Raw genomic sequence first — 25,644 nt, 5'->3', positions numbered from 1 at the left:
TCGTTACGGACTCGGGGCTCCTCTGGCGGTGAAGTGTACCGGCTGCCGCCGTGACGGTGCGGTGCAGGGGGGCCGTGGGGCTGAACCGCGAGCGACTGCCGGAGCGCGCGCCGGAACCGCAGCGGCGCCGCCGACGCCGACCGACGCGGACGCTGCCGCCGGCGGCTCAGAACAGCTCGCCCTGGGGCGAATCCGGGCGCGGCGGCACGAATTGACCGGTGTCCAGGCCGGGCAAACGGCCGTAACCGATACGACGCCAAGCCTTGGCGAAGCGCTGCTCGATCAGCTGGGCGAAGGGGCCGGTGCCGCGCATGCGGGTGCCGTAGGCGCTGTCGTAGTCCTTGCCGCCGCTCATCTGCTGGACCAGGCTCATCACGTGCTCGGCGCGGTCGGGATAGTGCAGGCCCAGCCACTCGCGCCAGATCGTCTTGAGCTCGTGCGGCAGGCGCAGGATCACGTAGCCGGCCGCGCGCGCGCCGGCCTCGAAGGCGGCGGCCAGGATGTGCTCGAGCTCGGCGTCGTTGATCATCGGGATCATCGGCGCGGCCATCACCCCGACCGGCACGCCGGCGTCGGCCAGCTCGCGCATCGCGCGCAGGCGCGCATGCGGGGCCGAGGCGCGCGGCTCCATCTTCGCCGACAGGTGGTTGTCCAGGGTGGTGACCGAGAAGTACACGGTGACCAGCCCGCGCCGCGCCATCGGCGCGATCAGGTCGAGGTCGCGGACCACGCCGGCGTTCTTGGTGATCAGGCTGAAGGGATGCGCGCATTCGCTGAGCACCTCGATCAGCGAGCGGGTGATCTTGTAGCGGCGCTCGATCGGCTGGTAGGAATCGGTGTTGATGCCCAGCGCGATCGGCGCGCAGCGGTACGAGGGCCGCGCGAGCTCGGCGCGCAGGCGCTCGGCGGCGTTGGTCTTGGCGTAGAGCTTGGTTTCGAAGTCCAGCCCGGGCGACAGGTCGAGGTAGGCGTGCGAGGGCCGCGCGAAGCAGTACACGCAGCCGTGCTCGCAGCCTCGATACGGGTTGATCGATTGGCCGAAGGCGATGTCGGGCGATTCGTTGCGGTTGACGACGCTGCGCGCGCGTTCCTCGGTGACCTGGGTGTCCGGGCGCGAGCCCTCGTCGGCCGGGTCGTGCAGCGAGCCCCAGCCGTCGTCCTCGCCTTGGGCGGTGGTGACCGCGTAACGCCCGGGCACGTAGGACGCCGCGCCGCGGCCTTTGATCGCGGCGGCTTGGATCGAGAGCTGGGAGCGGCGGGTGTCGTGCATGGGGGCAGGCTAGGCCGGGGGTGTCGCAGTTGTTGCGACGGGTTGGAGCCGGGGCGCTAGGCTGTTGTTGGCTATGAGGGGGCGACGGACCGTTCGTGATGAGTTCGTCGGACTGTGGATGACGATGGCTTGGGCTGTAGAAGCAAATCCCCCTCAATCCCCCTTTTTCAAAGGGGGAGGCGGAGCGAAGGGGGTGGATGGCCTGAGGCGGTGCTATTCGATCGCGAAGCTCACATCCACCGAGGCGGTCACGCTGATCTGGCCGACCGACAGGGTGGCGCCGTCCGCGCTTTCGCCGCCGCCGTTGCTCTGCGACACGTTCTGCATCATCTGCCCTTGCCCACCGCCCCAGCTCGCGCCGCTGCGCCACCAACCGCCGGAATAGGATTCGGACACGCTCTGCACCGGGCCGCGGCGCGCGCCGAGCCCGGTGGTCAGGGCGTCGGCTTTTTCCTTGGCCGCCTGCACCGCCAGCGCGCGCGCGGCGTCGCGGTGCTTGCGCAGCTGCGAGGTGCGGAACTCGATGCCGTGGATGTGCTGCACGCCGTTGTCGAGCAGGCCGGCGAGGATGGTTTCGAAGTGGTCGGTACGGGTCAGGCGGATGCCGATGCTCTTGCGCACGATGTATACCACCGGCACCACGCGCGAACGCTCCTGGGCGGCGCGGTCGCGGCTGTCGTCGTACTCGTACTGCGGTTCGATGCTGATGAAGTCGGTCTGCACATCCTTGCTGGGCACGCCGTTGCGCGCGAGGAAGGCCAGCGCCGCGGCCACGCGTTCGTCGTTGAGACGCTTGGCCGGGGCGAGCTCGACGTTGCGGGTCTCGACGCCGACGTTGAGCAGGATTTCGTCCGGGGCGACCTTGATCTCGGCGCTGCCGGACACGCTGACCGTGCGCGCGGGGGCGACGCTGGCGGCCTGCGCGGCGGTGGGCAGCAGCGGGCTGGCCAGGAGGATCGGCAGCAACAGCGATGCGATTTTCATGGGTTGGAGTCCTGGGTCGTGGGTGTGCGTCGGCGGCCGGTCGAGGGAGCTGCGCATCCGGGCTGGAGACAGCTTGCCGACCGCGCGGCGGCATGCCGTGGCGGGCGGATGCTTGCCTCATCCTAGGCGGTCGCTGTGCCAGTGCATCGTAGCGCCCGCGAATTGGCGCACACTTTGCGCGACTGTCGTCGCGGGCTAGCCTAGGCCTGCGATCGACGCGTCCGCGCCGATCGCCGCCTGGAGAGCCCCGTGTCCGACCTGTTGTCCTCGCTTTGGAACGCGATCAGCGGCATCCCCCACCTCAGTCTCTACCTGACCCTGGGCTGGGCCGCCTACCTGATCGGGCTGGGGCTGTGGATCGTGCTGCAAAAGCGCGAGCCGGTGGCGACCATCAGCTGGCTGATAAGTCTGGCCGCCCTGCCCTATCTGGGCTTCTTCATCTATTACGTGTTCGGTCCGCAGCGCATCCATCGCCAACGCCTGCGCCGGGTGCGCGCGCGCGCCGCGCTGCCGGCGACCATGTCGGGGCTGAGCGAGTCGCCGGAGGCGGTCGAGCTGGCCAAGCTGGCTCAGGCCACGACGGGGCTGCCGCCGACCACCGCGACCCAGGCGCGCTTGTTGATCGACGGCGGGGCCAAATACGAGGCCCTGCTGGAGGCGGTCGGCCAGGCCCGCGAACACATCCACCTGGAGTACTACATCTACCAGCCCGACGCCTGCGGCCTGGCCTTGCGCGATGCCCTGGTCGAGCGAGCGCGCAACGGCGTGCAGGTGCGTTTGCTGCTGGACGCGGTGGGCTCGGGTTCCACCTCCAACCGCTTCCTGCAGCCGCTGGTCGACGCCGGCGGCGAGGTCGCCTGGTTCCATCCGATGAAGCTGCGCTGGTTCTGGAAGCGGCCGTGGTTGAACCTGCGCACCCATCGCAAGATCGTGGTGATCGACGGCCTGGTCGGCTTCACCGGCGGCATCAACATCACCGACGAGGAAGACGAGCGCATCCGCAAGGACGCCTACCGCGATCTGCACCTGCGCCTGGAAGGCGACGTGGTGCGCGAACTGCAGCTGGTGTTCTGCGAGGACTGGGCCTACGCGACCGGGCAGGCGCCGCCGCGCCTGCAGCATCCGGCGCCGCAGCCGGGCGCGGTGGCCGCGCAGGTGCTGGTGTCGGGGCCGGATTCGTCCTGGGAGGCGATCCATCGCCTGCACGTGGGCGCGATCCATGCCGCGCGCGAGCGGGTGTGGCTGGTGACGCCCTATTTCGTGCCCGGCGAAGCCGCGCGCATGGCCCTGACCTCGGCCGCGCTGGGCGGGCTGGATGTGCGCCTGCTGGTACCTCGGCTCAGCGACAGCCGCCTGGTCACCTATGCGGCGCGTTCCTACTTCGACGAACTGCTGGAGGCCGGGGTCAAGATCCACGAGTACGGCCCGCGCATGCTGCACACCAAGGCGCTGCTGTGCGACGAGGACCTGGCCATCATCGGCAGCGCCAACTTCGACCACCGCAGCTTCCGCCTGAACTTCGAGATCTCGGTCCTGTTCCACGACCGCGGCCTGGCCGCCGAGCTGGCCCAACTGATCCAGACCGAATGCAGCTATGCCCCGCGCGTGCGCGCCGACCGCGAACAGGGGCTGTGGCGGCGGCGCCTGCCCGAGGCGCTGGCGCGCCTGGTCTCGCCCTTGCTGTGAACGCGCACTGGGTCACGTCGCGCGCGACGAGCGGTCGCCGCAACGGGCTTGTCGGGCTGTAGGCGGGCGGGCGGCGCGCTACACTCGCGGCGACTGGCAACCACCCTAACGACGGGAGCACCGCCGCGATGTATTGGCTGTTTTTGCTGCTGGCCCTGGCCGCGCTCGTAATCGCCTTCAAAGCCTCCTCGGGCCTGTTGCTCGTGGTGTCCCTGCTGGCCTCGTTGGGGTTCTTCATCGCCTGGATCCTGGGCCTGCTGGCCGCGCGCATCGGCAGCAGCAGCCGCGATGAGGGCTTGATGCTGGATCCGAACGAGCTGCGCCGTCTGCGCGAGCAGGCCGAGGCGCGCAAGCTGGCGGCCGCGCAACAGCCGCAGACCTCTTCGTCGGAGCCGCAGCAGCAGCGTTGAGCTACGCCGCGCACGCGCGGCGCTTGCGCGCTGCCCTGCCCTGGCCGCCCGCGCCGACAAGGTCGGTGCCGGTTCGATAGCGCGACGATTCCTTCCCTTGTGGAAGCGGTGCAAGCCGCGATGCTTTGGTGCTTGCTTGGTCGCGCCTGACGTTCCCATGGGAACAAGCGGGGCGCGCATTGCATCGCGGTTGCGCGCGATCCGCGCATTTGGTGTTCGTCGCGGCTTGCGCCGCTCCTACAGGGGGCCCTGGTGGGTTTGGTCGTGGGTGGGGTTTATCGCGGCTTACGCCGCTCCCACAGGGGTGATGTCTCCTGCTTGGGGTTGGACATCGACTTTGGGGCTCGTCGGTTTCGATGCGGGCGCGGGCTTGGGAAACGCGGCGCTGCGGCCTAGACTGCGCGGATGACCGTACTCAGCGTCAACGTCAACAAGATCGCGGTGCTGCGCAATTCGCGCGGCGGTAACGAGCCGGACGTGGTGGCGGCCGCACGCGCCTGCCTCGATGCCGGGGCGCACGGCATCACCGTGCATCCGCGTCCGGATGCGCGCCATATCCGCGACTACGACGTCGCCACGCTGGCCGAGCTCACCCGCGAGCGCGGGGTCGAGTTCAATCTGGAAGGCAATCCCTTCGCGCCGGCGCGGGCGGGCTATCCGGGGTTCCTGGCCTTGTGCGCGCAGGCGCGGCCGGCACAGGCGACCCTGGTGCCGGACGGCGACGGCCAACTCACCTCCGACCACGGTTTCGATTTCCGCCGCGACGGCGAATCGCTACGGCCGCTGATCGCCGAGCTCAAGGCGCTGGGCTGCCGGGTCAGCGTGTTCGCCGACGCCGCTTCGCAGGATTTCGATACCGCCGCGGCGATCGGCGCCGACCGGGTCGAGCTTTACACCGGCCCCTATGCCGAGGCCCACGCAGCCGGCGACCCGGCTACGGCGCTGGCCCTGTTCGCCGATGCCGCCCGGCGCGCGCAGGCGGCCGGGCTGGGGGTAAACGCCGGCCACGACCTCAGTCAGGCGAATCTGGGCGAGTTCCTGAGCGCGGTGCCGCAGGTGCTGGAAGTGTCGATCGGCCACGCCCTGATCGGCGAGGCCTTGTACGCGGGACTGGATGCGACGGTGCGGGCCTACCTGCGTCTGCTGTAGGCCCGAGCCGGGCGCGAATGCCGCGCCTATTCGAGCGCGAGATTCTGCAGGCCGCTTTCCTTGGCCGCCGAGACCGCGGTGGCGAAGCCCTGGTAGTCGGCGTCGGCGTTGGCGCTGATCTGCAGCACCGTGCGCGGCGCGGCCTTGGCCAGGTTGGCCAGTTCGTCGCTCAGCATGGCTTTGGCCACGGCCTGGCCGTCCAACAGGTAGCTGCCGTCGGCCTGGACCGACAGCTGCGCACGCGGCGGCGGCTCGGCCTTGTTGGGCGGCGTCGGCAGTGGCAGCTTCAGGTCCAAGGTGCCGCTCATGACCGGCGCGGCGACCATGAAGATCACCAACAGCACCAGCATGACGTCGACCAGGGGGGTGATGTTGATCTCGGCGACGGCGCGCGCGTCGCGGCGGGACGGGGACTCGAAATACGCGGAGACGGCCATTGCTCTACCCCCACTAGGGCGGGATGCCCGATCTCACGCTAAACCCGATCCGGCCCAGCTGGCAAGGCCCAAAAAAAACGCCGCCCGAGGGCGGCGTTTTCACGACGGTAAGCGTCAAACTTGTCGATCGGTCAGTCGTTTTGGACGAAGCCGATCTTTTCCATATTGGCGTTCTTTGCCTTCGCCAGCACCTTGGCGAGGATGCCGTAATCGGCATCGGTGCTGACGTCGATCTCCAGCATCGGCTGGTTGGTCGGATCACGCTGCACTTCGGCGCCCATCATGCTCTGGAGCGCCGTGATCGGTTGCGGCGTATCGTTCCAGAAGACCTGACCCGAGGCGTCGATGCGCAGACGGATCGGCTCCTTCGGCGGCGTCGGCGGCGGCGGCGTGGTCGTGCGCTGCGGCAGATTGACTTCGATCGGGTAAGACATCACGGGCGCCGTCACCATGAAGATGATCAGCAACACCAGCATCACGTCCACCAGGGGCGTGACGTTGATGTCGGCCATCGGTGCGCCTGCGCCGGAGCCAGAACTGAATGCCATAAATAGTCTCCGGGTGCCTTAACGTTCTTTGATCGCTACGAAGCCGACCTTGCGCATGCCTTGGCCCTGCGCAATCTTCACCACGTCTTGCACGATGCGGTACTTGGTCGTCTTGTCGCCGCGGACGTTGATCTGTGGCTGCGGCGTCTTCTGCGCTTCGATCGAGAGCCGGCTTTCCAGCAGGCCCTTGGTGATCGGTTCGTCGTTCCAGAACAGCGAGCCGTCTTCCCTTACAGCCAGAGTGATCGGCGGTGTCGGCAGCGGCTTGTCCGGCCTGTTATTGAGAGTGGCTTCGGGCAAATCGACCTTGACCTTATGCGACATCAGAGGCGCCGTGATCATGAAGATGATCAGCAGCACCAGCATCACGTCCACGAGGGGCGTGACGTTGATCTGTGCCATCGGGCCGCCGCTATCGCTGTCTGTACTGAAGGCCATGTCCGAACTCCAACTACTACAAGTAAGGTGAAGACGTCGCGGTTAGGCGACTTAGCGCTTAGCGGCCAGTTCGCCGACGCGCGAACCGGTAGCGAAGAAGTCGTGCAGGTCGTGCGCGAACGTGTCGAACTTGTTGTTCGTGACGCGGTTCAGGCGGACGAAGAAGTTGTACGCGAGCACCGCCGGGATGGCGACGAACAGACCGATGGCGGTCATGATCAGCGCTTCACCCACGGGGCCGGCGACGGCGTCGATGGACGCCTGGCCGGTCGCACCGATCTTGATCAGGGCGTGGTAGATGCCCCACACGGTGCCGAGCAGGCCGACGAACGGCGCGGTCGAACCGACGGTGGCGAGCACGGTCAGGCCGCTTTCCAGACGCGAGGATTCGCGGGTCACACCCTGACGCAGGGCGCGATCGACGAACTCGGAACGGTTCAGCGACTCGACCAGGCGCGAACCTTCGTGGCGCTGGTGGTGAGCGGCGGCCTGGGCGGCGTCGAGCGCGATCTTGGAGAACGGTTCGCTACGCGACTGTTCTTCCATGAAGCGGATGGCGTCCTGCGCGTTCGGGGTTTCCCAGAACGTGCTGACGACGCGATCCGAACTGCCGCGAAGACGCAGGTTCTTCACGAAGTTCACGACGATCCAGTAGACCGACAGGACCGACATGATCGCGAGCGTGAGGAACACGACCCAGCCGACGATGTCGAAGTTAGTCAACAGATGGGCGAAGCTCATCTGCTGGAGGGCTTCGGCGTTGGAGCCCCCGGCAGTAGCAGCGGTGGTGGTTTCCTGCAGCATGACGCTTACCTTTGAATGTCGTGGATAAGGAAAGAAGAGTTACGTGGTGCGTTACAACCGTCCCGCGAACCCGATCAGTTCGGAGGGACGAAATCTACCGGGACGCGAACCTTGCTGGTCACACCAACGCCGTTGCGCATCTCGGGGTTGAACTTCCACTTCCGTGCGGCATCCATGGCGCTGCGGTCGAGGTTGCGGTTGCGGCTGGACTTCTCGACGGCGACGTCGAGCACGTTGCCCGAGGCATCGATGGTGATGACCAGGACCACGGTGCCGCCCACGCCTTGACGCGCTTCGGTCGGCGGGTACTTAGGCGGATTGAGTCGCTTCGACGACGGATCGACGCCGGAGCTGATGGTGGTGGCCGGAGCGGGCGTCGACGGCGGGGTCGGCGGTTCCTGCTGGACGTCCACCGGGCTCGGCTCGTCGACGACGATCGGCGGGTCTTCCGGCGGCGGCGGCAGCGGAGTCGGCTGCGGCGCGGCCAGCTGCTTGATCTGCTGCGGCGGCGGCGGTTCCGGCGGCGGCGGCGGGGGCGGCGGCGGCGGTTCCGGCGGCTTGATCAGGTTGACGACGGTCACCTGTTCTTCCGCCTTTTCGGTCGCCGGCGGCGCCATCGGCGCGAGCAGCAAGAGCAGCGCCGCGACATGCACGGCGATCGCGGAGGTGATACCGGCGATACGTGCCCAGTTCAGCCCTTCGCGGTCGTCATCTTTCTTAGCGTGGATTTCGAGGTCTTGCGTCATGCCGTCAGCTCGGGAAGTGTTTCCGGACGCAAGGGCGCCACGGGCCGTCGTTCGGTTCTCGCAACCGTTTCCAGTCGCGTGAACCTCCTAGCATATACCAAACCGCGCCCTAGGTTCCAAGGGCGGATTTGCCTATCGTGCGCCGATTATTTACCCGGCAGCGCGATGATCTTCTTGGCGTCGTCGGGCTTCTTCACGCCCTTGGCGATCGCCTGCTTGGCGGCTTCCTTGGCCTCTGGAATGCGGTCTTCCTGCCACAAGACACGAGCGAGATTGAGGTAGGTCTCGCCATCGGGCGCGAGCGGGGCGGCCTTCTTGTACGCCTCGATCGACGGGTTCACCTGGTCGGAGAAGTAGTACGACTGCGCCAGCGCCAGGTAGGCCTGGAAATCCGGCTTCAGCACGCCTTTGCTCAGACCGTCGTTGATGACCTCGGCGGCCTTCTTCTCGTTACCGTCGATCTGCAGGTAGGTCGAGTAGAGCTGACGGTAGTCCTTGTCTTCGTTGAGCTGACCGGCGGCGCGCAGCTTCTCCAGCACCGCGGCGGCCTTGTCGAACTGGTCGGCCTGCAGGTAGGTGGCGACCAGGTTGAGCTGGGCGCGCTTGTCGCCCGGGTTCTTGCTGGCGACGGCTTCGGCCATCTTGGTCGCTTCGCCGGTCTGGCCGGACTCGGCGTAGGCGGCCATCAGCAGCTGCTGCCAGTCGGACTTGGGCTCGGGCGAGGCGTCGATGGCCTGCTTGATGATCGGCGCGGCATCCTTGTAGCGCTCCAGGCGGTACAGGGCGTTGCCCTTGACGATCAGGTGCTCGGGCTTGGTGCTCTTGGTCTCGCCGAGGAAGCGATCCATGGTCGCCAGCGCCTCGGCGTACTTGTCTTCCTGCAGCTGCAGCTGGGCCATCATGAACATGGCGCCGTAGTGGCCGTTGTTGTCCAGGCCGTTGAACTCCAGGGCCTTGGTCAGATAGGCGATGGCGGCGGCGCTGTCGTCGGCGCCGTAGGCCAGTTGCGCGCCGATCTGGGCGGCGAAGGAGCGGTCGTAGGCGTTGGCGGCCGGGTTGGCGATGATCTCGTCGGCGATGGCGCGGCCTTCGGCCGGCTTATCGTCGTCGTAGAAGTCCATCATCTTCTTCAGCTTCGGCGTGACCTTGGCCGAGGCCTTGGCGTCGGGCTGCTCGCGGGTGGCATTGGGGTATTCGACCTTGGACGCCGAGGAAGAGGTCTTCTTGTCTTCCTTCTTGTCCGCGTGACGCTGACGGCGCTCTTCGGCCCGTTCCATCGCCGACTGCGCGTGAACCTGGGCGATCGAGCCCAGCGCGAGCACGGCGCCGATGGCGGCCGTCAGCACGGTGCGATGGCGGGTGGAGAGCTTGTTCATGGTCACCTCAATCAGCTGCCGCCGTGGCGGGGTCGATGGCCGCAGGGCCGGGGGGCCGTCACGCTAACAGAAACGCGGGGCCGGGCGATACGGGGTTTTACAGCGGTTAATGCTTCTCGTTCATCCACACTTGGGCGTACGGCCGGCCGAACGCGCCTGTTGGTACACCGGCATCAGCCCGCCGGCCCGCGCGCGCAGTTCCTGGATGCGCGATTGCGGGTCCGGATGGGTGGACAACCACTGCGGTGGCCGGCTCTGGCTGGCGGCGATCATGTTCTGCCACAGGTTCACCGCCTGCTGCGGGTCGAAGCCGGCCTGGGCCATCAGCTGCTGGCCGACCACGTCGGCCTCGGATTCCTGGGTGCGCGAACCGGGCAGCAGGAACAGGCCCTGCACCGCGGCGCCGCCGAGCTGGTTGGTGGCGCTGGCCGCGCCCTCGCCGTAACGCGAGCCGAGCAGGGCGCCGGCGATGCTCAGGCCGGTCTGGGCGGTGACCTGGCGGGTGATGCGCTCATCGTGGTGGCGCGAGACCACGTGGCCGACCTCGTGGGCGATCACCGCCGCCAGCTGGTCCTGGTTCTTGGCGACGCTGAAGATGCCGGTGTTCACGCCGACCTTGCCGCCGGGCAGGGCGAAGGCGTTGGGCGAGGTATCGACGAACACCGCGACGTCCCATTGCGCCTGCCAGCCGGCGGGCAGCTGGCGGGTCACCGCATCGACCACGCAGCGCACATAGGCGGTCTGGCGCGCGTCGGTGCTGAGCTTGCCCTTGGACTTGGCGTCGATGAACGCCTGCGCGCCCATCTGATTGAGCTGTTCCTGCGATACCGCGCCCACGCTCTGGCGACGCCCGGTGGGCGAGGTGGTGGTGGCGCAGGCGGCGACGACCAGCGCGATCGAGACACCGAGCAGTAAACGCTTCACTGAGCAGAATTCCCCTTGCGTATGACCGCGTTGTAGACCGATCGGTATTAACTTTTCGTCAAACGCGCCAGGGCGGGGACATCAGCCCTGCAAAACCAGCAGGGCGCAGGCGAGCAGATTGTTGATCGCGTGCGCGGCGACGGCCGCCCACAGCGTGCCGGTGCGGCGGTAAACCCAGGCGAAGGCGGCGCCGATGCTGGCGTAGGTCAGCCACAACAGGCTGATCGCGCCGGGGCCGTTGCCGCTCAGGCCGGGCAGTTCGTGCAGCAGGGCGAAGGCCAGGCTGCTCAGGACGATGCCCAGGCCGGGCAGGCCGGCGGCCCAGAAGCGCCCGAACAGCACGCGCCGGAACAGCAGCTCTTCGTAGGCCGGCGCCAGCAGCACCGCGAACACCAGGGTGAGGACGAACTGGCTGCGCAGGGCGGCCTGGATCATCTCGACGTTGCTGGGCAAGGGTTCGATGCCGAACTGCTCGCCGATCCAGCTCAGCGCGGCGCTGAGGCCGAAGGTGGCCAGGCCCACGCCCGCGGCCCAGGCCCAGGTGGAAGGCCGGCACGCGGCGCGCCAGGAGGCGGCGCGTTCCTCGCGCCCGGCGCGGCGGCGCAGCAGGTAGACCGCGAGCGAGGCGCCGCCCATCGCGACCAGGGCCATCGCCAGCTGGGCCAGGCCGCCGGGCTGACCGACGTCGCGCAAGGCTTCGGTGGCGGTCGCGCCTTGGTGCGCCAGGCCGATCTGGAGGCCGCGCACCAGCGCCCAAGCCACCATGGTGGCGAAGCTCAGGGCCAGCATGATCGCGACCGCGATCAGGAAATCCAGCGCGGCGTTGCCGAGCACGGCGCGGGTGCGCGGCGCGGGCAGGGCCGCCGCGGGCGGCAGCGGCGGTGGCACGGCCGCGGACAGGGCGGCGGCCGTGGGCCCGGGATCGCGCTCGGAATCTGGCGCCATCGGCGTCGGCTCAGACGTCGAGATTGGCGACCTTGAGCGCGTTGTCCTCGATGAAGGCGCGGCGCGGTTCGACCACGTCGCCCATGAGGGTGCTGAAGATCTGGTCGGCGGCCACCGCATCCTCGATGCGCACCTGCAGCAGACGGCGCGTTTCGGGATTGACCGTGGTGTCCCACAGCTGCTCGGGGTTCATTTCGCCCAGGCCCTTGAAGCGCTGGATCTGGCGGCCCTTCTTGGCTTCCTCGAGCAACCAGGCCTGCGCTTGGGCGAAGCTGTCGACCGGCTGGGCGCGATTGCCGCGCACGATCTGCGCGCCTTCGCGGACCAAGCCGTGCAGCAGCGAGGCCGCTTCGCGCAGGGCGCGCAGCTCGCCGCCCTCGAAGGCCGACAGCGGCAGCACCTGGGTCAGTTCCTGGCCCATGTGGCTGCGCGTGACCAGCAGCGCGGCCTGGCGCGCTTCGCTGGCCGGATGCAGACGCAGGCGGTAGCGCGGCTTACCCAGGCCGGTGCGGTTGAGACGCTTTTCCAGCGCTTCGAGTTCGTGTTGTTCGTCGACGTTGGCCAGCAGGTGGGCGCTGTCCAGCGGGGTGAAGTCGATCAGCGCCTCGAGCACGTTGGGATCGTAGCGGTGCGCGTTGCGCGCGATCGCTTCGCGCGCGCCGGCGTAGGCCAGCAGCAGCTTCTCCAGCGCCGCGCCCTCGATCGGCCGCTCGCCCTCGGCCGGAATCAGGCCCGCGCCTTCGACGGCGTTGTTGGCCAGATACACGTCCAGCGCGGTGTCGTCCTTGAGGTAGATCTCGTTCTTGCCCTGCTTGATCTTGTACAGCGGCGGCAGGCCGATATAGATGTGGCCGCGCTCGATCAGTTCCGGCATCTGCCGGTAGAAGAAGGTCAGCAGCAAGGTGCGGATGTGCGAGCCGTCGACGTCGGCGTCGGTCATCAGGATGATGCGGTGGTAGCGCAGCTTGTCCGGGTTGTACTCGTCCTTGCCGATGCCGGTGCCCAGGGCGGTGATCAGGGTGCCGACTTCGGCGCTGCCGAGCATGCGGTCGAAACGCGCGCGCTCGACGTTGAGGATCTTGCCCTTGAGCGGCAGGATCGCCTGGGTCTTGCGGTTACGGCCCTGCTTGGCCGAGCCGCCTGCGGAGTCGCCCTCGACGATGAACAGTTCCGACAGCGCCGGGTCTTTTTCCTGGCAGTCGGCGAGCTTGCCGGGCAGGCCGGCGATATCCAGCGCGCCCTTGCGGCGGGTGAGGTCGCGCGCCTTGCGCGCGGCTTCGCGCGCACGCGCGGCGTCGATGATCTTGCCGGTGATCGCGCGCGCTTCGTTCGGGTGCTCCTGCAGGAATTCCTCCAGGCGCGCGCCGAATGTGCTTTCCACCACCGGGCGCACTTCCGAGCTGACCAGTTTTTCCTTGGTCTGCGAGGAGAAGCTGGGGTCGGGCACCTTCACCGACAGCACCGCGATCATGCCTTCGCGCATGTCGTCGCCGGACAGCGCGACCTTGGCCTGCTTGGCGATGCCGCTGTTTTCGATGTAGTTGGTCAGCGTGCGGGTGAGCGCGGCGCGGAAACCGATCAGGTGGGTGCCGCCGTCCTTCTGCGGAATGTTGTTGGTGAAGCAGAACATCGTTTCCTGGTAGGAATCGGTCCACTGCAACGCCACGTCCACGGTGATGCCGTTCTGTTCGCCCGACACCGAGATCACGTTCGGGTGCAGCGGCGTCTTGACCTGGGCCAGATGCTCGACGAAGGAGCGGATGCCGCCTTCGTACTGGAACACGTCGCGCCGGCCTTCGCCGCGCTCGTCGACCAGGGTGATCTTGACGCCGGAATTCAGGAACGACAGTTCGCGCAGGCGCTTGGCCAGGATGTCGTAGTGGAATTCGACGTCGGTGAAGATTTCCGCCGCCGGCTTGAAGCGCAGCAAGGTGCCGCGCTTGTCGGAGGCTTCGAGTTGCTTGAGCGGATACACCGGCTCGCCCAGCGCGTATTCCTGCTGGTGGTGGTGGCCGTCGCGCCAGATGTCCAGCCACAGTTGCTCGGACAGCGCGTTGACCACCGACACGCCCACGCCGTGCAGACCGCCGGAGACTTTGTAGCTGTTGTCGTCGAACTTGCCGCCCGCGTGCAGCACGGTGAGGATGACCTCGGCCGCCGACACGCCTTCTTCCTTGTGGATGTCGACCGGAATGCCGCGGCCGTTGTCGTAGCACGACACCGAGCCGTCGTCGTGCAGCGTGACGATCACATCGTCGGCGTGGCCGGCGAGCGCTTCGTCGATCGCGTTGTCGACGACCTCGAACACCATGTGGTGCAGACCGGTGCCGTCGTGGACGTCGCCGATGTACATGCCCGGCCGTTTGCGTACGGCTTCGAGCCCGCGCAAGACGGTGATCTTGCTGGAGTCGTAGGTCTGGTTCGGGGTCGGCTCGGGAAGCTGGTCGTTGTTTTCAGACATGCGCTGTGGGATTCCGCGGTCCGCCTACGGAGGTCGGAGACGCGACACATTAGCTGTAGGGACTGAGGCCGAGTATACCGCGCCTGGGGCCCGCCGGTCCGCCCGGGATATCCTCCCGGTCAGACGGCAGCGGGAGAGGCCCTGGGCGGGCGTTGCCGGGCCGTGCGGGCTGCGCGGAGGGGGTGGGGCGGCCCCCTGCGTCTGCTGAGCGCACGAGGGTGCATTGCGGAGGAATTCGGGCAAGGGGCGTGCGCTGTCGGGCGTGCACGGCTTCCGGTGTGGGTGTGGGTGTGGGTGTGGGTGTGGGTGTGGGGAAGCGGGAGCGGTTCGTGCGGTTCCGATCGCGATCGCAGACGAGCGTCGCTGCGTGCCGGCAGCGCGGCGATCGATGAGGCGGCGACCTCGCTAGCCTTAGTCCCTGCGGCCGCCGGTTTACGACGAAGCGCAGTGGATCGGTCCTGGATGTTCCACGTGGAACATCTAAGTAGGACAAATTTCTCCTTGTTCCACGTGGAACACCTTGGTCTCGACGCCCAGCTCGGCCAGGGCACTGGGCGCCTCGGTGCCGGTGATGAAGACCTGCGCTCCGCAGGCGATCAGGCGCTGCAGGACCCGGCGCTGGTGCTGGCGGTCGAGCTCGGAGGCCAGATCGTCCAGCGCGATCACCGGCCATTCCTTGCGCGCCAGGGCATGGTGCTCGGCCTGGGCCAGCAGGGCGGACAGGGCCGTGAGCTTGGCCTGGCCACGCGACAGCGCGTCGCGGCCGGGCAGGCCGCCGAACTGGATGCGCCAGTCGGCGCGATGCGGGCCGACCGAGGTGTAGCCGGCGATCTGGTCGCGCTCGCGTGCCAGCAGCAGGGCGTCGGCCAGCGGCAGCTCGTCGCGGCGCCAACCCGGCAGGTAGTCCAGGCGGGTGTCGCCCAGGGCCGGGGCCAGTTCGGTGGCCAGGGCCGAGAAGCGCGGTTGCAGATCCTCCAGATAGTGCTGGCGGCGCCGGCTCAGGGGTTCGCCGGCATCGGCCAGCTCCCGGTCCCAAGCGTCGAGCTGGCCGTCGCGGGCCCGGGCCTTGAGCAGGGCGTTGCGCTGCTTGAGCGCGCGGGTGTAGCGCCGCCACAGGGCGATGAAGTCGTGTTCCACGTGGAACAGGCCCCAATCCAGGTAGCGCCGACGCGCTTCGGCGCCGCCGGTGATCAGGGCGTGGCTGCCGGGTTCGAAGCTGACCACGGCCAGCGCCGCGCACAACTCGCCCAACTGGGCCACGGGGCTGCCGTCCAGGCGACCGACCCAGTCCTGCCCGCTGTGGCGCAGCCCGGCCTTGCGCAGCCGGGTCGCGGTCGGGCCGCCGTCGGCGACCGCGGCCACATTCGGGCCGAGACCCTCCTGCCATTCGACGAACACCTCCAAGGCCGGATCGCCGGCCCGGACCAGGCCATCGCGGACCCGACCACGGAAGCTGCGCCCGTAGGCCATCAGGTGGAGGGCCTCGAGCAGGCTGGTCTTGCCGGCGCCGTTATCGCCGGTGATCAGATTGATCCCGGGCGCGGGCGCCAGCCGGACATCGGCGAAGCGGCGCAGGCCACGGGCTTCCAGGCGGGTTACGTGCATGTGCGGATGATCGCAGATCGGTTTCGGGAGGCGCGGGAGGAACGCGCAGGACGCTGGGGGATTGGAAGGACTGGGAGGTAGCGGGCAGAGGGGCAGAGGGGCAGGCGGACCAGGGAGCAGGGGGCAGAAATCGATAATCCATCGATGCGGCCTCCCCCTTTGAAAAAGGGGGATTGAGGGGGATTTGCTTTCAGGCCAGCCGCAAGCGGGGCCTCATCCTCCCCAACCCGTTCGGCCTCAGCCTTTCAGACGAGCGAGCAATGCATAGCCAAACCGAGGCAACGCACAGCCCACGCCGGCGCCAAAACGAAACGCCCGGCAGCGCCGGGCGTTTCATGTTCCACGTGGAACCGGCCCTTCCGGACCGGCGGCCGATCAAAGACGCAGCGGCATCACCACGTGGCGGCACTTCTCATTAGCCGCTTCGCGCACCAGCGCCGAGGAATTGGCATCGCGCAGCGCGATCACCACGTGCTCGTCGCGCAAGGCGGTCAGGGCATCGAGCAGGTAGTTCACGTTGAAGCCCACCGCCAGATCGTCGACCTTGGTGTCGGCTTCCACTTCTTCCTGCGCCTCTTCCTGCTCCGGGTTGTGCGCGCTGATCTTGAGCTGCCCGGGCGAGACTTCGATGCGCACGCCGCGGTACTTCTCGTTAGACAGGATCGCCGCACGCTGCAGGGCCGCACGCAGGGTTTCGCGCTCGATCCGCACCTCGCGGTCCGCGCCGATCGGAATCACCGCCTCGTAATCCGGGAAACGGCCGTCGATCAGCTTGCTGGTAAAGGTCACGTCGTCGCGCTTGACCCGGATGTGGCCGCGGCCCATCTCGATCTCGATCTCGCGGTCGCCGCCTTCCAGCAGGCGCTGCAGCTCCTGCACGCCCTTGCGCGGCACGATGATCTGACGCTTGGTCTGGCCGCTGCCTTCGTAGGCGGTTTCGCACAGCGCCAGACGATGGCCGTCGGTGGCCACGCAGCGCAGGCTGTTTTCGCGCAGATCGAACAGCAGGCCGTTGAGGTAGTAGCGCACGTCCTGCTGGGCCATCGCGAACGCGGTGCGTTCGATCAGTTCCTTCAGCGCCGCTTCCGGCACGCGCACGCGCTCGGTGGCTTCGACTTCGTCGATCGACGGGAAGTCGTTGGCCGGCAGGCTGGCCAGCGTGAAGCGCGAACGCCCGGCCTGGACCGTGATCTTCTCGGCGGTCTGGGTGACGGTCACCTTGCTGCCGTCGGGCAGGGCCCGAACGATTTCGAACAGCTTGCGCGCCGGGATGGTGGTTTCGCCGTCTTTGGCGTCGTCGACAAGGATGCGCGACACCATTTCGACTTCCAGGTCGGTACCGGTCAGCGAGAGCTGCCCGTCCTTGACCTGCACCAGCAGGTTGGCCAGGACCGGCAGGGTCTGCCGGCGTTCGACTACGTTGACGACTTGCGCCAACGGCTTGAGAAACACTTCTCGTTGCAGGCTGAAACGCATGCGGACCCCTTAGCCCCTAGTCGGTTCGGGCGGCAACGCCCAATACAAAAGAGATGGATAAATCAAAAGCATGGTGGTGATGGTGTCGCCGAAAATCCGGGAAAACTAAGACAACCTATTGTTTATACTGGATTTTTCGTTCATGCAAAGTTCGGTAGAACCGGACCCTGAGCTCCGGGACAATCTGTGGATAAATTTGGAGGCCGGTCGCCGGCTCCGATCTATCCACAGCTTGTACGCGAGCCATGCACCGCTTTGTTCGAAGAGTACCTGCACCGGCGCCGTTCGTCGCCTGCAGGCTCACTCGCTGAGCTTGCGGATCAGCTTGTCCCAATCTTCACGGAGCTTGCCGTCGGTCTCCATCAGGGTGCGGATCTGCCGGCAGGCATGCAGCACCGTGGTGTGGTCGCGGCCGGCGAAGGCATCGCCGATCTCGGGCAGGCTGTGCTCGGTCAGTTCCTTGGTCAGCGCCATCGCGACCTGGCGCGGGCGCGCCAGCGAGCGGGTGCGGCGCTTGGACAGCAGGTCCTTCATCTGCAGGCCGTAGTAATCGGCCACGGTCTTCTGGATGTTGGGGATGCCGATCGCCTGCTGCTGCGCGCGCAACAGGTCGCGCAGGGTTTCCTGGGCGAACTCGACGGTGATCGCGCGGCCGGTGAAGTTGGCGCGCGCGGTCAGGGTGTTGAGCGCGCCTTCCAGATCGCGCACGTTGCTGCGCATCTTCTTGGCCAGCAGGAACGCGACTTCCTCGGGAATCGCGGCGCCGCGCTCCTTGGCCTTGGAGATCACGATCTGGGCGCGGGTCTCGAAGTCCGGCGGCTCGATCGCCACCGACAGGCCCCAGGCCAGGCGCGACTTCAGGCGCGGCTCCAGGCCCTCGACTTCGCGCGGGTAGCGGTCGCAGGTCAGGATGATCTGCTGCTTGCCGTCGAACAGCGCGTTGAAGGTATGGAAGAACTCCTCCTGGGTGCGGTCCTTGCCGGCGAAGAACTGGATGTCGTCGATCAACAACGCGTCCACGCGCTGGAACTGGCGCTTGAACTGATCCATGGTCTTGTCCTGCAGCGACTTCATCATCGCGCTGAAGAACTGTTCCGAACGCAGGTACATCACGCGCATGGCCGGATTGGCCTCGCGCATGGCGTTGCCGGCGGCGAACATCAGATGGGTCTTGCCCAGGCCGGTGCCCCCGTACAGCAGCAGCGGGTTGTGCGCGCGTTCGCCGGGTTTCTGCGCCGCCTGCAGCGCCGCGGCGCGGCCGAGCTGGTTGCTGCGGCCTTCGACGAAGTTGTCGAAGGTGTAGTGATTGTCCAGGTTGCCCTGGAAGGGTTCGACCGGCGCCACCGCGGCCGCGCGCGCGGCATTGACCGGCTCGGCTTCGCGCACCGGCGCCACGCGCGGCAGCGAACCGATTTCCAGGCTGACCTCGGCGCTGCCGGCGAAATAATTCAGCAGCTCGCGGATGCGTCCCAGGTAGCGTTCGCGCACGTGCTCGACGACGAAAGCGTTGGGCGCATACAGCACCGTGACGTCGTCGCGCTGGGCCGCTTGCAGCGGCTTGAGCCAGGTGTGGACATCCTCGACCGGGTATTCGGCTTCGAGTCGTTCGAGGCAGCGGGGCCAAGCTTCCATCGGTCGGCAGGTCTTCTTAGTGCGGTGCGGCCGGCCTGGGGGCGCGGCGGTCGAAACGCCGCCGGCCGCGCGATGCGACTCGCGGCGAACGGGGCAGGGGGGTCGGCCAGACTATCACCGCGGCGAGGTCCGGAACAGGACTTGTCCACAAGGCTGAACACAGGCTAGTCCACAGGCCCGGACCCGGCGCGAGCCAGCCAGGACGCGGATTGGCGCGTTCTTGACCAAGCGCCGGACACCGCATCGCCGTAGCATGGACCCCGGCCGTCGCAGCGGCCAGGGACACCGCCCCTCGCGCCCCATTGTTCAGTTCAACTTGACCGCGCCCTGGGATCGCCGCTATGATCGCCGGTCTTTTCCGCCGTATTAATAGAGCCGGACCATGGCCACCAAGCGCACCTATCAGCCCAGCAACCTCAAGCGCAAGCGCGACCACGGTTTCCGTGCCCGCATGGCGACCGCCGACGGCCGCAAGATCCTGGCCCGTCGTCGCGCCAAGGGCCGCAAGCGTCTCTGCGCCTAAACGTCGTTCCGGTTGCCCGTCGCTAAGGCGATCCCAGGCAACCGTCCGGCAATCGCCGGTACCGACCTGATGAATTCCACCCGCTTCCCGCGCACCGCGCGGGTACGCGCGCGTTCGGATTTCGACCGCATCTTCAAGCACGGCCGGCGCATCGCGCTGCCCGTGCTTGCTTTGCATTGGCAGGTCGTCGATTGCGAGCCGCGTCTGGGCTTGGCGGTATCGCGCAAGGTCGACCCGCACGCGGTCGGCCGCAACCGCATCAAGCGCGCCCTGCGCGATACCTTCCGCAAACTGCGCGCCGAGCTGGCGCGCGGCGATTACGTCGTGGTCGCCCGCCCCGGTGCCTCGCGCTGCACGCGTGAGGAACTCGATCAGGCCTTCCTGGGTCTGCTCAAGCGCGCCGGCGCGTTGCCCGCACCTGCGGTGCCCGGCACAATGCCGGCCGATCCCATTCCCTCCCCACTGCCGGACCCCGGTCCCGGCTGAGCCCGCCTGCTGCCCATGAACCAGACCCGTGTATTCCTGATCTTCGCCTGGCTGATGGTGGCGACCCTGCTGTGGATGGAATGGGGCAAGGAGAAGTCCGCGCCTCCGGCGCCGGCGGTCACCGCCGCTTCCGCCGCCGCCACGGCCAGCACCGTGCCTGGCGCGACCGTGCCCACGGCCGCGGCCGGCAAGGGCCTGGTACCCGCCGCGCCGGCCCTGCCCGGCGCTACGCCGACCGCCACGGTCGCCGCGCCCAGCGCCGCGCAGACGGTCACCGTCACCACCGACGTGCTCAAGGTCGTGCTCGACGGCGGCACCCTGCACCGCGCCGACCTGCTCAAGTATCCGAGCGAAGCGGCCGACGACAGCGCGCCGGTGCGTCTGCTGGCCGAGGACGCCAACAATTACTTCGTCGCCCAGAGCGGTTGGGTCAGCCAGAACGGCGCCACCCCGACGCATGAGGGCGGCTTCGTGCCCGAGAGCGCGCAGCGCGACTACGTGCTGGCCAACGGCGCCAAGGAAATCGCGGTGCCCTTCGTCTGGACCGGCGCCAACGGCCTGACCATCCGCCGCACCTACGTGTTCCAGCACAGCGGTTACGCGGTCACCGTGCGCGACGAAATCGTCAACGCCGGCGTCGCGCCGTGGCAGGGCGTGATCTACCGCCAGCTCGCGCGCGTGCCGCGCGCGTTGACCCGCAGCGGCCCGATGAACGCCGAGCAGTACAGCTTCCAGGGCGCGGCCTGGTACAGCGCCGCCGACAAGTACGAGAAGCGCAAGTTCGACAAGTTCGGCGAGGACGGCCCGCTCGACAAGAAGGTCACCGGCGGCTGGGTGGCGATGCTGCAGCACCACTTCTTCGCCGCCTGGATCCCGGGCGCCAACGACGAGGGCATGTTCTCGCTCGCGACCGCCGGCACCGCCGGCGGCGGCGCACAGTATCTGATCCGCGACCTCGGCCCGGCCGTCAACGTCGCGCCGGGCGCCAAGGCGCAGACCGAGGCGCGCCTGTGGATCGGTCCCAAGCTGGTCAAGGCGATCGAGGGCCAGCAGGTCCCCGGCCTGGAACGCGCGGTCGACTTCAGCAGCTACAGCATCATGGCCACGATGGCCAACGCGATCTTCTGGCTGCTGGACAAGCTGCACGGCCTGTTCGGCAACTGGGGCTGGTCGATCATCGGCCTGGTGGTGCTGATCAAGCTGGCCATGTACCCGCTGTCCGCCGCGCAGTACCGCTCGATGGCGAAGATGCGCAAGTTCCAGCCGCGCATCGAGCAGCTCAAGGAGCGCTACGGCGAGGACAAGCAGAAGTTCCAGATGGCGATGATGGAGCTGTACAAGAAGGAGAAGATCAATCCGGTCGGCGGCTGTCTGCCGATCCTGGTGCAGATGCCGGTGTTCCTGGCCCTGTACTGGGTGCTGCTGGAGTCGGTGGAGCTGCGCCATGCGCCGTGGATGCTGTGGATCCACGATCTGACCGCGCGCGATCCCTTCTTCGTGCTGCCGCTGATCAACATCGCGGTGATGTGGGCTACGCAGAAGCTGACGCCGACGCCGGGCATGGACCCGATGCAGAAGAAGATGATGCAGCTGATGCCGCTGGTGTTCGGCGTGATGTTCGCCTTCTTCCCGGCCGGTCTGGTGCTGTACTGGATCACCAACAGCGGCCTGGGCCTGCTGCAGCAGTGGTGGATGACCAAGCGTTACGCCGAGGCGCCGGCCAAGGCCTGATCCGCGCCGCATCGTTCGCTCACGAAGCCCGCCGCTTGGCGGGCTTTGTGTTTGTGGGGTGCCTGCTGGCTATGCCGATCGGTTGGGCTGGATCGGGCCGGACCGAGACTTTGGTCTTTGACTCCCTCCTTTGGAAAAGGGTGAAGCCGTGCGGCTTACGAACTGCAGGTTCGTGCATGGCTGAACGCACGCAGGCTCTTGCTCCTAGCTCCCTCCTTTGGAAAAGGGTGAAGCCGTGCGGCTTACGAACCGCAGGTTCGTGCACGGGTGAACGCCGGCAGGCTATGCCTGCTGGCCGGGCGGGTTGGGGAGGNAAGGCTTCCGCCTGCTGCGCATGCGGGTTACTTTCTCTTGCTAGCCCAAGAGAACGTAACCAAAGAGAAGGGCTAGCGTGACCAACCCTCCCCTGCGAATTCGGGGCTTTCGCCGGGATTTTTCGAATGGACATCCCTGTCCATTCGAAAAACGGCGCGCGTCCTGCGCGCCGCCCTTCGGGTCTACGGTTTGTCGTGTGAGTGCGTTGCTTTTGGATTTGAATGCCACGGCAACGGCAACGGCAACGGCAACGGCAACGGCAACGGCAACGGCAACGGCCATAGTCGCCGCAACCGCCACCGCAACTTGGGCGTCCCCTCTTCCTCCTGCGGGGTGTGATTAGGGTGAGGGCAGCGCAGCGCCGTAAGCGCAATTGCCTTTTCTCCCGGCCGTGCGCCATCTACCCCACATCCAACGCGCTACCCTGATGCCCCGCCACCGCCTCGAACCCGCATGACCGCCACGCCCCCTTCCGACCGCGACACCATCGCCGCGATCGCCACCGCGCCCGGCGCGGGCGGCGTCGGCATCGTGCGTTTGTCGGGACCGCGCGCGCGCGCGATCGGCGAGGCCGTGGCCGCGCGCCGCCTGCGGCCGCGCCACGCCCACCATGTACGTTTCGTCGATGCCGACGGCGAGGCCATCGACGACGGCATCGCGCTCTACTTCGCCGCGCCCGCCAGCTACACCGGCGAGGACGTGGTCGAGCTGCAGGCGCACGGTAGTCCCGCGGTGCTGCAGGCCCTGGCCGCGCGCTGCGGTGCGCTCGGCGCCCGCCGCGCGCGCCCCGGCGAATTCAGCGAGCGCGCTTTCCTCGAAGGCCGCCTCGACCTGGCCCAGGCCGAGGCCGTCGCCGACCTGATCGCGGCCGCCGACGAACGCGCCGCGCGTGCGGCGCGGCGCGCATTGGACGGCGAGTTCTCGCGCCGCGTCGATGCCCTGGCCGACGAGCTGCTGGCGGTGCGCGTGCACGTCGAAGCCGCGATCGATTTCGCCGACGAACCCCTGGACACCCTGGGCGGCGCCGGGCTGCGTCGCCGCCTCGCATCGCTGTCGACCGACCTGGATGCCCTGCTCGCCGCCGCCGAACGCGGCCGCCGCCTGCGCGACGGCCTGCACGCGGTCATCGTCGGCCCGCCCAACGCCGGCAAGAGTTCCCTGCTCAACGCCCTGGCCGGCAGCGAGCGCGCCATCGTCACCGACATCGCCGGCACCACCCGCGACCTGCTGCACGAGACCATCCGCAGCGACGGGGTCGAACTGACCCTGGTCGATACCGCCGGCCTGCGCGAGGGCGGCGACGCGATCGAGCGCGAGGGCATGCGCCGCGCCCGCGACGAACTCGCGCGCGCCGATCTGGCGATCGTGGTGCTGGACGCGCGCGATCCCGAGTCCGGCCGTGCCGCGGTCGCCGACGCCATCGCCGGCGTGCCGGCGCGGCTGTGGCTGCACAACAAAGCCGACCTGCTGGACCCGGCCGCGGCCGCCGCGCTGGACGGCGACGACCGCATCGCCCTGTCCGCGCGCACCGGCCAGGGCTTGGACGCCCTGCATGCGCACCTGCGCCGGCTTGCCCAGGGCGAGGGCGCCGACGCCAGCGAAGGCGCCTTCACCGCGCGCGCCCGCCACGTCGAGGCCTTGCGCCGGGCCCAGACCGAACTGGCCGATGCCGGGGGCCAGCTCGAGCGCGAGGTCCTGGATCTGGCCGCCGAGTCCCTGCGCCAAGCCCACGACGCCCTGGGCGAAATCACCGGCCGGGTCCGCGCCGACGATCTGCTCGGGCACATCTTCTCGAGCTTCTGCATCGGCAAATAGGACACCACCCAGGCGCCGTGTGGCACCCGCATCGCGGGACGCGCCGCCGTGCGTGCGCCGTCGCCCCGGGCGACGCGGCGACGGTCCCGCCACGTTGCGGAGTTTGGCCGCGCGCCCCCAAGCGGGCGCTCGCGGAACCCTCTTGCCCCGGATCGGTCACAATCCCCGATTCATGCCTGGCCGAGGCCGTTTTTTGGCCCCCGGCCGCTTGACAAACGCGGCCTGCTAGCGCGTCCTATCCGGCGTGTGCTCGCTACGGCGCACTTCAGGGGAGTTTTGCCAATGACTGTGAACCAAAATGACCGGCGTTCACGCCGGCTGTCCGTCGTAACGCATGCGACCATCGCGCTGGCCCTGGCCTGCACGCTGGCTGCTTGCGGTAAGGATCAACCCGCCCAGGATGCGGCGGCCACCTCCGCGGCCACCACGGCCCCGGCGGTAACACCGGAAACCGCAGTGTCGGCCAAGGTCTCGGCCTTGACCGTCGATCAGCTGCGCGAGGCCGCCCGCAAGGCCTATGCGGAAAACCGTTTGTACGCACCGGTCGAAGACAATGCGGTCGAGTACTACCTCGCACTGCGCGACAAGGCGCCGGCCGATGCCGCCGTCTCCAGCGCGCTCACCGACCTGCTGCCGATGACCGTCATCGCCACCGAGCAGAGCGTCGGCCGCGAGGACTTCGCCGAAGCCCAGCGCCTGTCGGCCCTGTTGGAAAAAGCCGATGCCCAGCATCCGGCGCTCGCGCGCCTGAAGGCCAGCATCGTCGCCAAGCAGGCCGAGGTCGCCAAGCGCGCCGAACAGCAGGTGCTGACCGCCGAGGAGCAAGCCAAGAAGCAGGCCGACCTCGAGAAGCAGCGTCTGGCCCAGCAGGAAGCTCAGCAGAAGCAGGCCGCGACCCAGCTGGCCGCCTCGCAGGCCGCCGAGCGTCAGGCCGCCGCCACCCGCGAAGCCGATCAGCGCGCCGCCGACCAGCGTGCCGCCGATCAGCGCGCGGCCGAGCAACGCGCGGCCGAAGCGCGTGCCGCCGAAGCGCGTCAGACCGCCGCCGCCACGCCGTCGGCGGGCAACGATCTGCGCGCGGTGTCGACGCCGGCGCCGCGTTATCCGCCGGAAGCGCTGCGCGCGGGTCAGTCGGGCGAAGTGCAGGTCGAGTTCACCGTCGGCACCGACGGCTCGGTCACCGCCGCCCGGGTGGTCCGTTCCAACCCGGCGCGCATCTTCGACCGCGAAGCGGTCAATGCGGTACGCAAGTGGCGGTTCCAGCCGGTGGGGGCACCGGTCACGACCCGTCGCACGATCGGGTTCAATCCCGGCGGTTAAGCGATCCAATGGCGGGAGTGCGTATGCACAGGGGACCCGTCCGCAGTACCCGCAACGCCCGGCTTCGGCCGGGCGTTGTTTTTTGTGCGGTTTACGAACCGTAGCCTCGTGCGCGAATCTCGACCACTTGCTCCTGGCTCTATTGCTCTTTAGCTCCCTCCTTTATCAAAGGTGAAGCCATGCGTTTACGAACCGCAGGTTCGTGCACGGGTGAACGCCGGCAGGCTATGCCTGCTGGCCGGGCGGGTTGGGGAGGATTTGCTTTTGCTTTGCTATCGCCTCTTCTGGACGAAGGTCAACGGCTTNTTACGAACCGCAGGTTCGTGCACGGGTGAACGCCGGCAGGCTATGCCTGCTGGCCGGGCGGGTTGGGGAGGATTTGCTTTTGCTTTGCTATCGCCTCTTCTGGACGAAGGTCAACGGCTTCCGCCTGCTGCGCATGCGGGTCACTTTCTYTTGCTTWTRGCTCCCTCCTTTGGAAAAGGGTGAAGCCGTGCGGCTTACGAACCGCAGGTTCGTGCACGGGTGAACGCCGGCAGGCTATGCCTGCTGGCCGGGCGGGT

22 protein-coding genes are annotated in these 25,644 nt (G+C 67.9%); 8 read left to right on the top strand and 14 right to left on the bottom strand.

All coding sequences use genetic code 11. The features are described 5' to 3' along the window. Positions 1-166: 166 nt before the first annotated feature. Positions 167-1,270 carry a PA0069 family radical SAM protein gene (locus ASE43_RS19400; RefSeq protein ID WP_057161615.1) on the bottom strand — a complete coding sequence of 368 codons (1,104 nt, stop codon included), beginning with the start codon at positions 1,268-1,270 and terminating at the stop codon, positions 167-169. A 213-nt stretch (positions 1,271-1,483) separates the two neighbouring features. Then, on the bottom strand, positions 1,484-2,254 hold the full coding sequence (locus tag ASE43_RS19395; protein WP_057161614.1) for an SIMPL domain-containing protein: 771 nt from the start codon (positions 2,252-2,254) through the stop codon (positions 1,484-1,486). Positions 2,255-2,503: 249 nt separating this feature from the next. Between ASE43_RS19395 and cls the strand changes: the two genes are divergently transcribed. The 3 genes from cls (at position 2,504) to ASE43_RS19380 (ending at position 5,499) form a co-directional block, all read left to right on the top strand. After that, positions 2,504-3,940 carry a cardiolipin synthase gene (cls, locus tag ASE43_RS19390; RefSeq protein ID WP_056177412.1) on the top strand — a complete coding sequence of 479 codons (1,437 nt, stop codon included), beginning with the start codon at positions 2,504-2,506 and terminating at the stop codon, positions 3,938-3,940. Positions 3,941-4,068: 128 nt separating this feature from the next. After that, the gene (locus tag ASE43_RS19385; protein WP_057161613.1) at positions 4,069-4,350 is read left to right on the top strand and encodes a hypothetical protein; all 282 of its coding nucleotides are present in this window, start codon (positions 4,069-4,071) and stop codon (positions 4,348-4,350) included. Positions 4,351-4,755: 405 nt separating this feature from the next. Next, the gene (locus ASE43_RS19380; protein ID WP_057161612.1) at positions 4,756-5,499 is read left to right on the top strand and encodes a pyridoxine 5'-phosphate synthase; all 744 of its coding nucleotides are present in this window, start codon (positions 4,756-4,758) and stop codon (positions 5,497-5,499) included. A gap of 26 nt (positions 5,500-5,525) precedes the next feature. On the opposite strand, the gene ASE43_RS19375 is transcribed toward ASE43_RS19380, so the two are convergent. The 12 genes from ASE43_RS19375 to dnaA all read right to left on the bottom strand — a co-directional run bounded on the left by ASE43_RS19375 (position 5,526) and on the right by dnaA (position 18,891). Beyond that, positions 5,526-5,936 (bottom strand): biopolymer transporter ExbD, encoded by a 411-nt coding sequence (locus tag ASE43_RS19375; RefSeq protein WP_057161611.1) that lies wholly within the window; start codon positions 5,934-5,936, stop codon positions 5,526-5,528. A 131-nt stretch (positions 5,937-6,067) separates the two neighbouring features. Next, on the bottom strand, positions 6,068-6,484 hold the full coding sequence (locus ASE43_RS19370; protein ID WP_056177419.1) for a biopolymer transporter ExbD: 417 nt from the start codon (positions 6,482-6,484) through the stop codon (positions 6,068-6,070). An 18-nt stretch (positions 6,485-6,502) separates the two neighbouring features. Continuing rightward, the gene (locus ASE43_RS19365) at positions 6,503-6,922 is read right to left on the bottom strand and encodes a biopolymer transporter ExbD (protein ID WP_057161610.1); all 420 of its coding nucleotides are present in this window, start codon (positions 6,920-6,922) and stop codon (positions 6,503-6,505) included. A gap of 51 nt (positions 6,923-6,973) precedes the next feature. After that, complete coding sequence (locus ASE43_RS19360) at positions 6,974-7,726, bottom strand: MotA/TolQ/ExbB proton channel family protein (RefSeq protein ID WP_057161609.1); 753 nt, start codon at positions 7,724-7,726, stop codon at positions 6,974-6,976. Positions 7,727-7,800: 74 nt separating this feature from the next. Then, positions 7,801-8,472, bottom strand: coding sequence for an energy transducer TonB (locus tag ASE43_RS19355; protein WP_057161608.1), 672 nt, complete (start codon positions 8,470-8,472; stop codon positions 7,801-7,803). Positions 8,473-8,618: 146 nt separating this feature from the next. Then, positions 8,619-9,749: a tetratricopeptide repeat protein gene (locus ASE43_RS19350; RefSeq protein WP_157489528.1), complete on the bottom strand. Its 1,131-nt coding sequence runs from the start codon at positions 9,747-9,749 to the stop codon at positions 8,619-8,621. 219 nt (positions 9,750-9,968) lie between these two features. Beyond that, on the bottom strand, positions 9,969-10,772 hold the full coding sequence (locus tag ASE43_RS19345; protein ID WP_056177429.1) for a M48 family metallopeptidase: 804 nt from the start codon (positions 10,770-10,772) through the stop codon (positions 9,969-9,971). Positions 10,773-10,853: 81 nt separating this feature from the next. After that, a complete protein-coding gene (locus ASE43_RS19340; protein WP_057161607.1) occupies positions 10,854-11,717 on the bottom strand; it encodes a CPBP family intramembrane glutamic endopeptidase in 864 nt (287 codons plus the stop codon). A 10-nt stretch (positions 11,718-11,727) separates the two neighbouring features. Then, positions 11,728-14,178, bottom strand: a complete 2,451-nt coding sequence (gene gyrB, locus ASE43_RS19335) for a DNA topoisomerase (ATP-hydrolyzing) subunit B (protein WP_056177433.1) — start codon at positions 14,176-14,178, stop codon at positions 11,728-11,730. A 480-nt stretch (positions 14,179-14,658) separates the two neighbouring features. Beyond that, on the bottom strand, positions 14,659-15,783 hold the full coding sequence (gene recF / locus ASE43_RS19330; protein ID WP_057161606.1) for a DNA replication/repair protein RecF: 1,125 nt from the start codon (positions 15,781-15,783) through the stop codon (positions 14,659-14,661). A gap of 375 nt (positions 15,784-16,158) precedes the next feature. Beyond that, entirely contained in the window at positions 16,159-17,259 is a 1,101-nt protein-coding gene (dnaN, locus tag ASE43_RS19325) for a DNA polymerase III subunit beta (protein WP_056177437.1), read from the bottom strand. Positions 17,260-17,559: 300 nt separating this feature from the next. Then, a complete protein-coding gene (gene dnaA / locus ASE43_RS19320; protein WP_056177439.1) occupies positions 17,560-18,891 on the bottom strand; it encodes a chromosomal replication initiator protein DnaA in 1,332 nt (443 codons plus the stop codon). A gap of 382 nt (positions 18,892-19,273) precedes the next feature. Between dnaA and rpmH the strand changes: the two genes are divergently transcribed. The 5 genes from rpmH (at position 19,274) to ASE43_RS19295 (ending at position 25,081) form a co-directional block, all read left to right on the top strand. Then, positions 19,274-19,414 carry a 50S ribosomal protein L34 gene (gene rpmH / locus ASE43_RS19315; protein WP_031374044.1) on the top strand — a complete coding sequence of 47 codons (141 nt, stop codon included), beginning with the start codon at positions 19,274-19,276 and terminating at the stop codon, positions 19,412-19,414. Positions 19,415-19,483: 69 nt separating this feature from the next. Next, complete coding sequence (gene rnpA, locus ASE43_RS19310; protein ID WP_056177441.1) at positions 19,484-19,900, top strand: ribonuclease P protein component; 417 nt, start codon at positions 19,484-19,486, stop codon at positions 19,898-19,900. 15 nt (positions 19,901-19,915) lie between these two features. Then, entirely contained in the window at positions 19,916-21,631 is a 1,716-nt protein-coding gene (gene yidC, locus ASE43_RS19305; RefSeq protein ID WP_057161605.1) for a membrane protein insertase YidC, read from the top strand. 768 nt (positions 21,632-22,399) lie between these two features. Then, complete coding sequence (gene mnmE, locus ASE43_RS19300) at positions 22,400-23,761, top strand: tRNA uridine-5-carboxymethylaminomethyl(34) synthesis GTPase MnmE (protein WP_057161604.1); 1,362 nt, start codon at positions 22,400-22,402, stop codon at positions 23,759-23,761. A gap of 282 nt (positions 23,762-24,043) precedes the next feature. Beyond that, the gene (locus ASE43_RS19295; RefSeq protein WP_056177448.1) at positions 24,044-25,081 is read left to right on the top strand and encodes an energy transducer TonB; all 1,038 of its coding nucleotides are present in this window, start codon (positions 24,044-24,046) and stop codon (positions 25,079-25,081) included. The last annotated feature ends 563 nt before the right edge of the window (positions 25,082-25,644 follow it).

This window comes from Lysobacter sp. Root983, assembly GCF_001429345.1.
GTDB lineage: Bacteria > Pseudomonadota > Gammaproteobacteria > Xanthomonadales > Xanthomonadaceae > Lysobacter.
The sequence above is the reverse complement of the archived record's forward strand: the minus strand, read 5'-3'. Positions and strand labels throughout refer to the sequence as shown.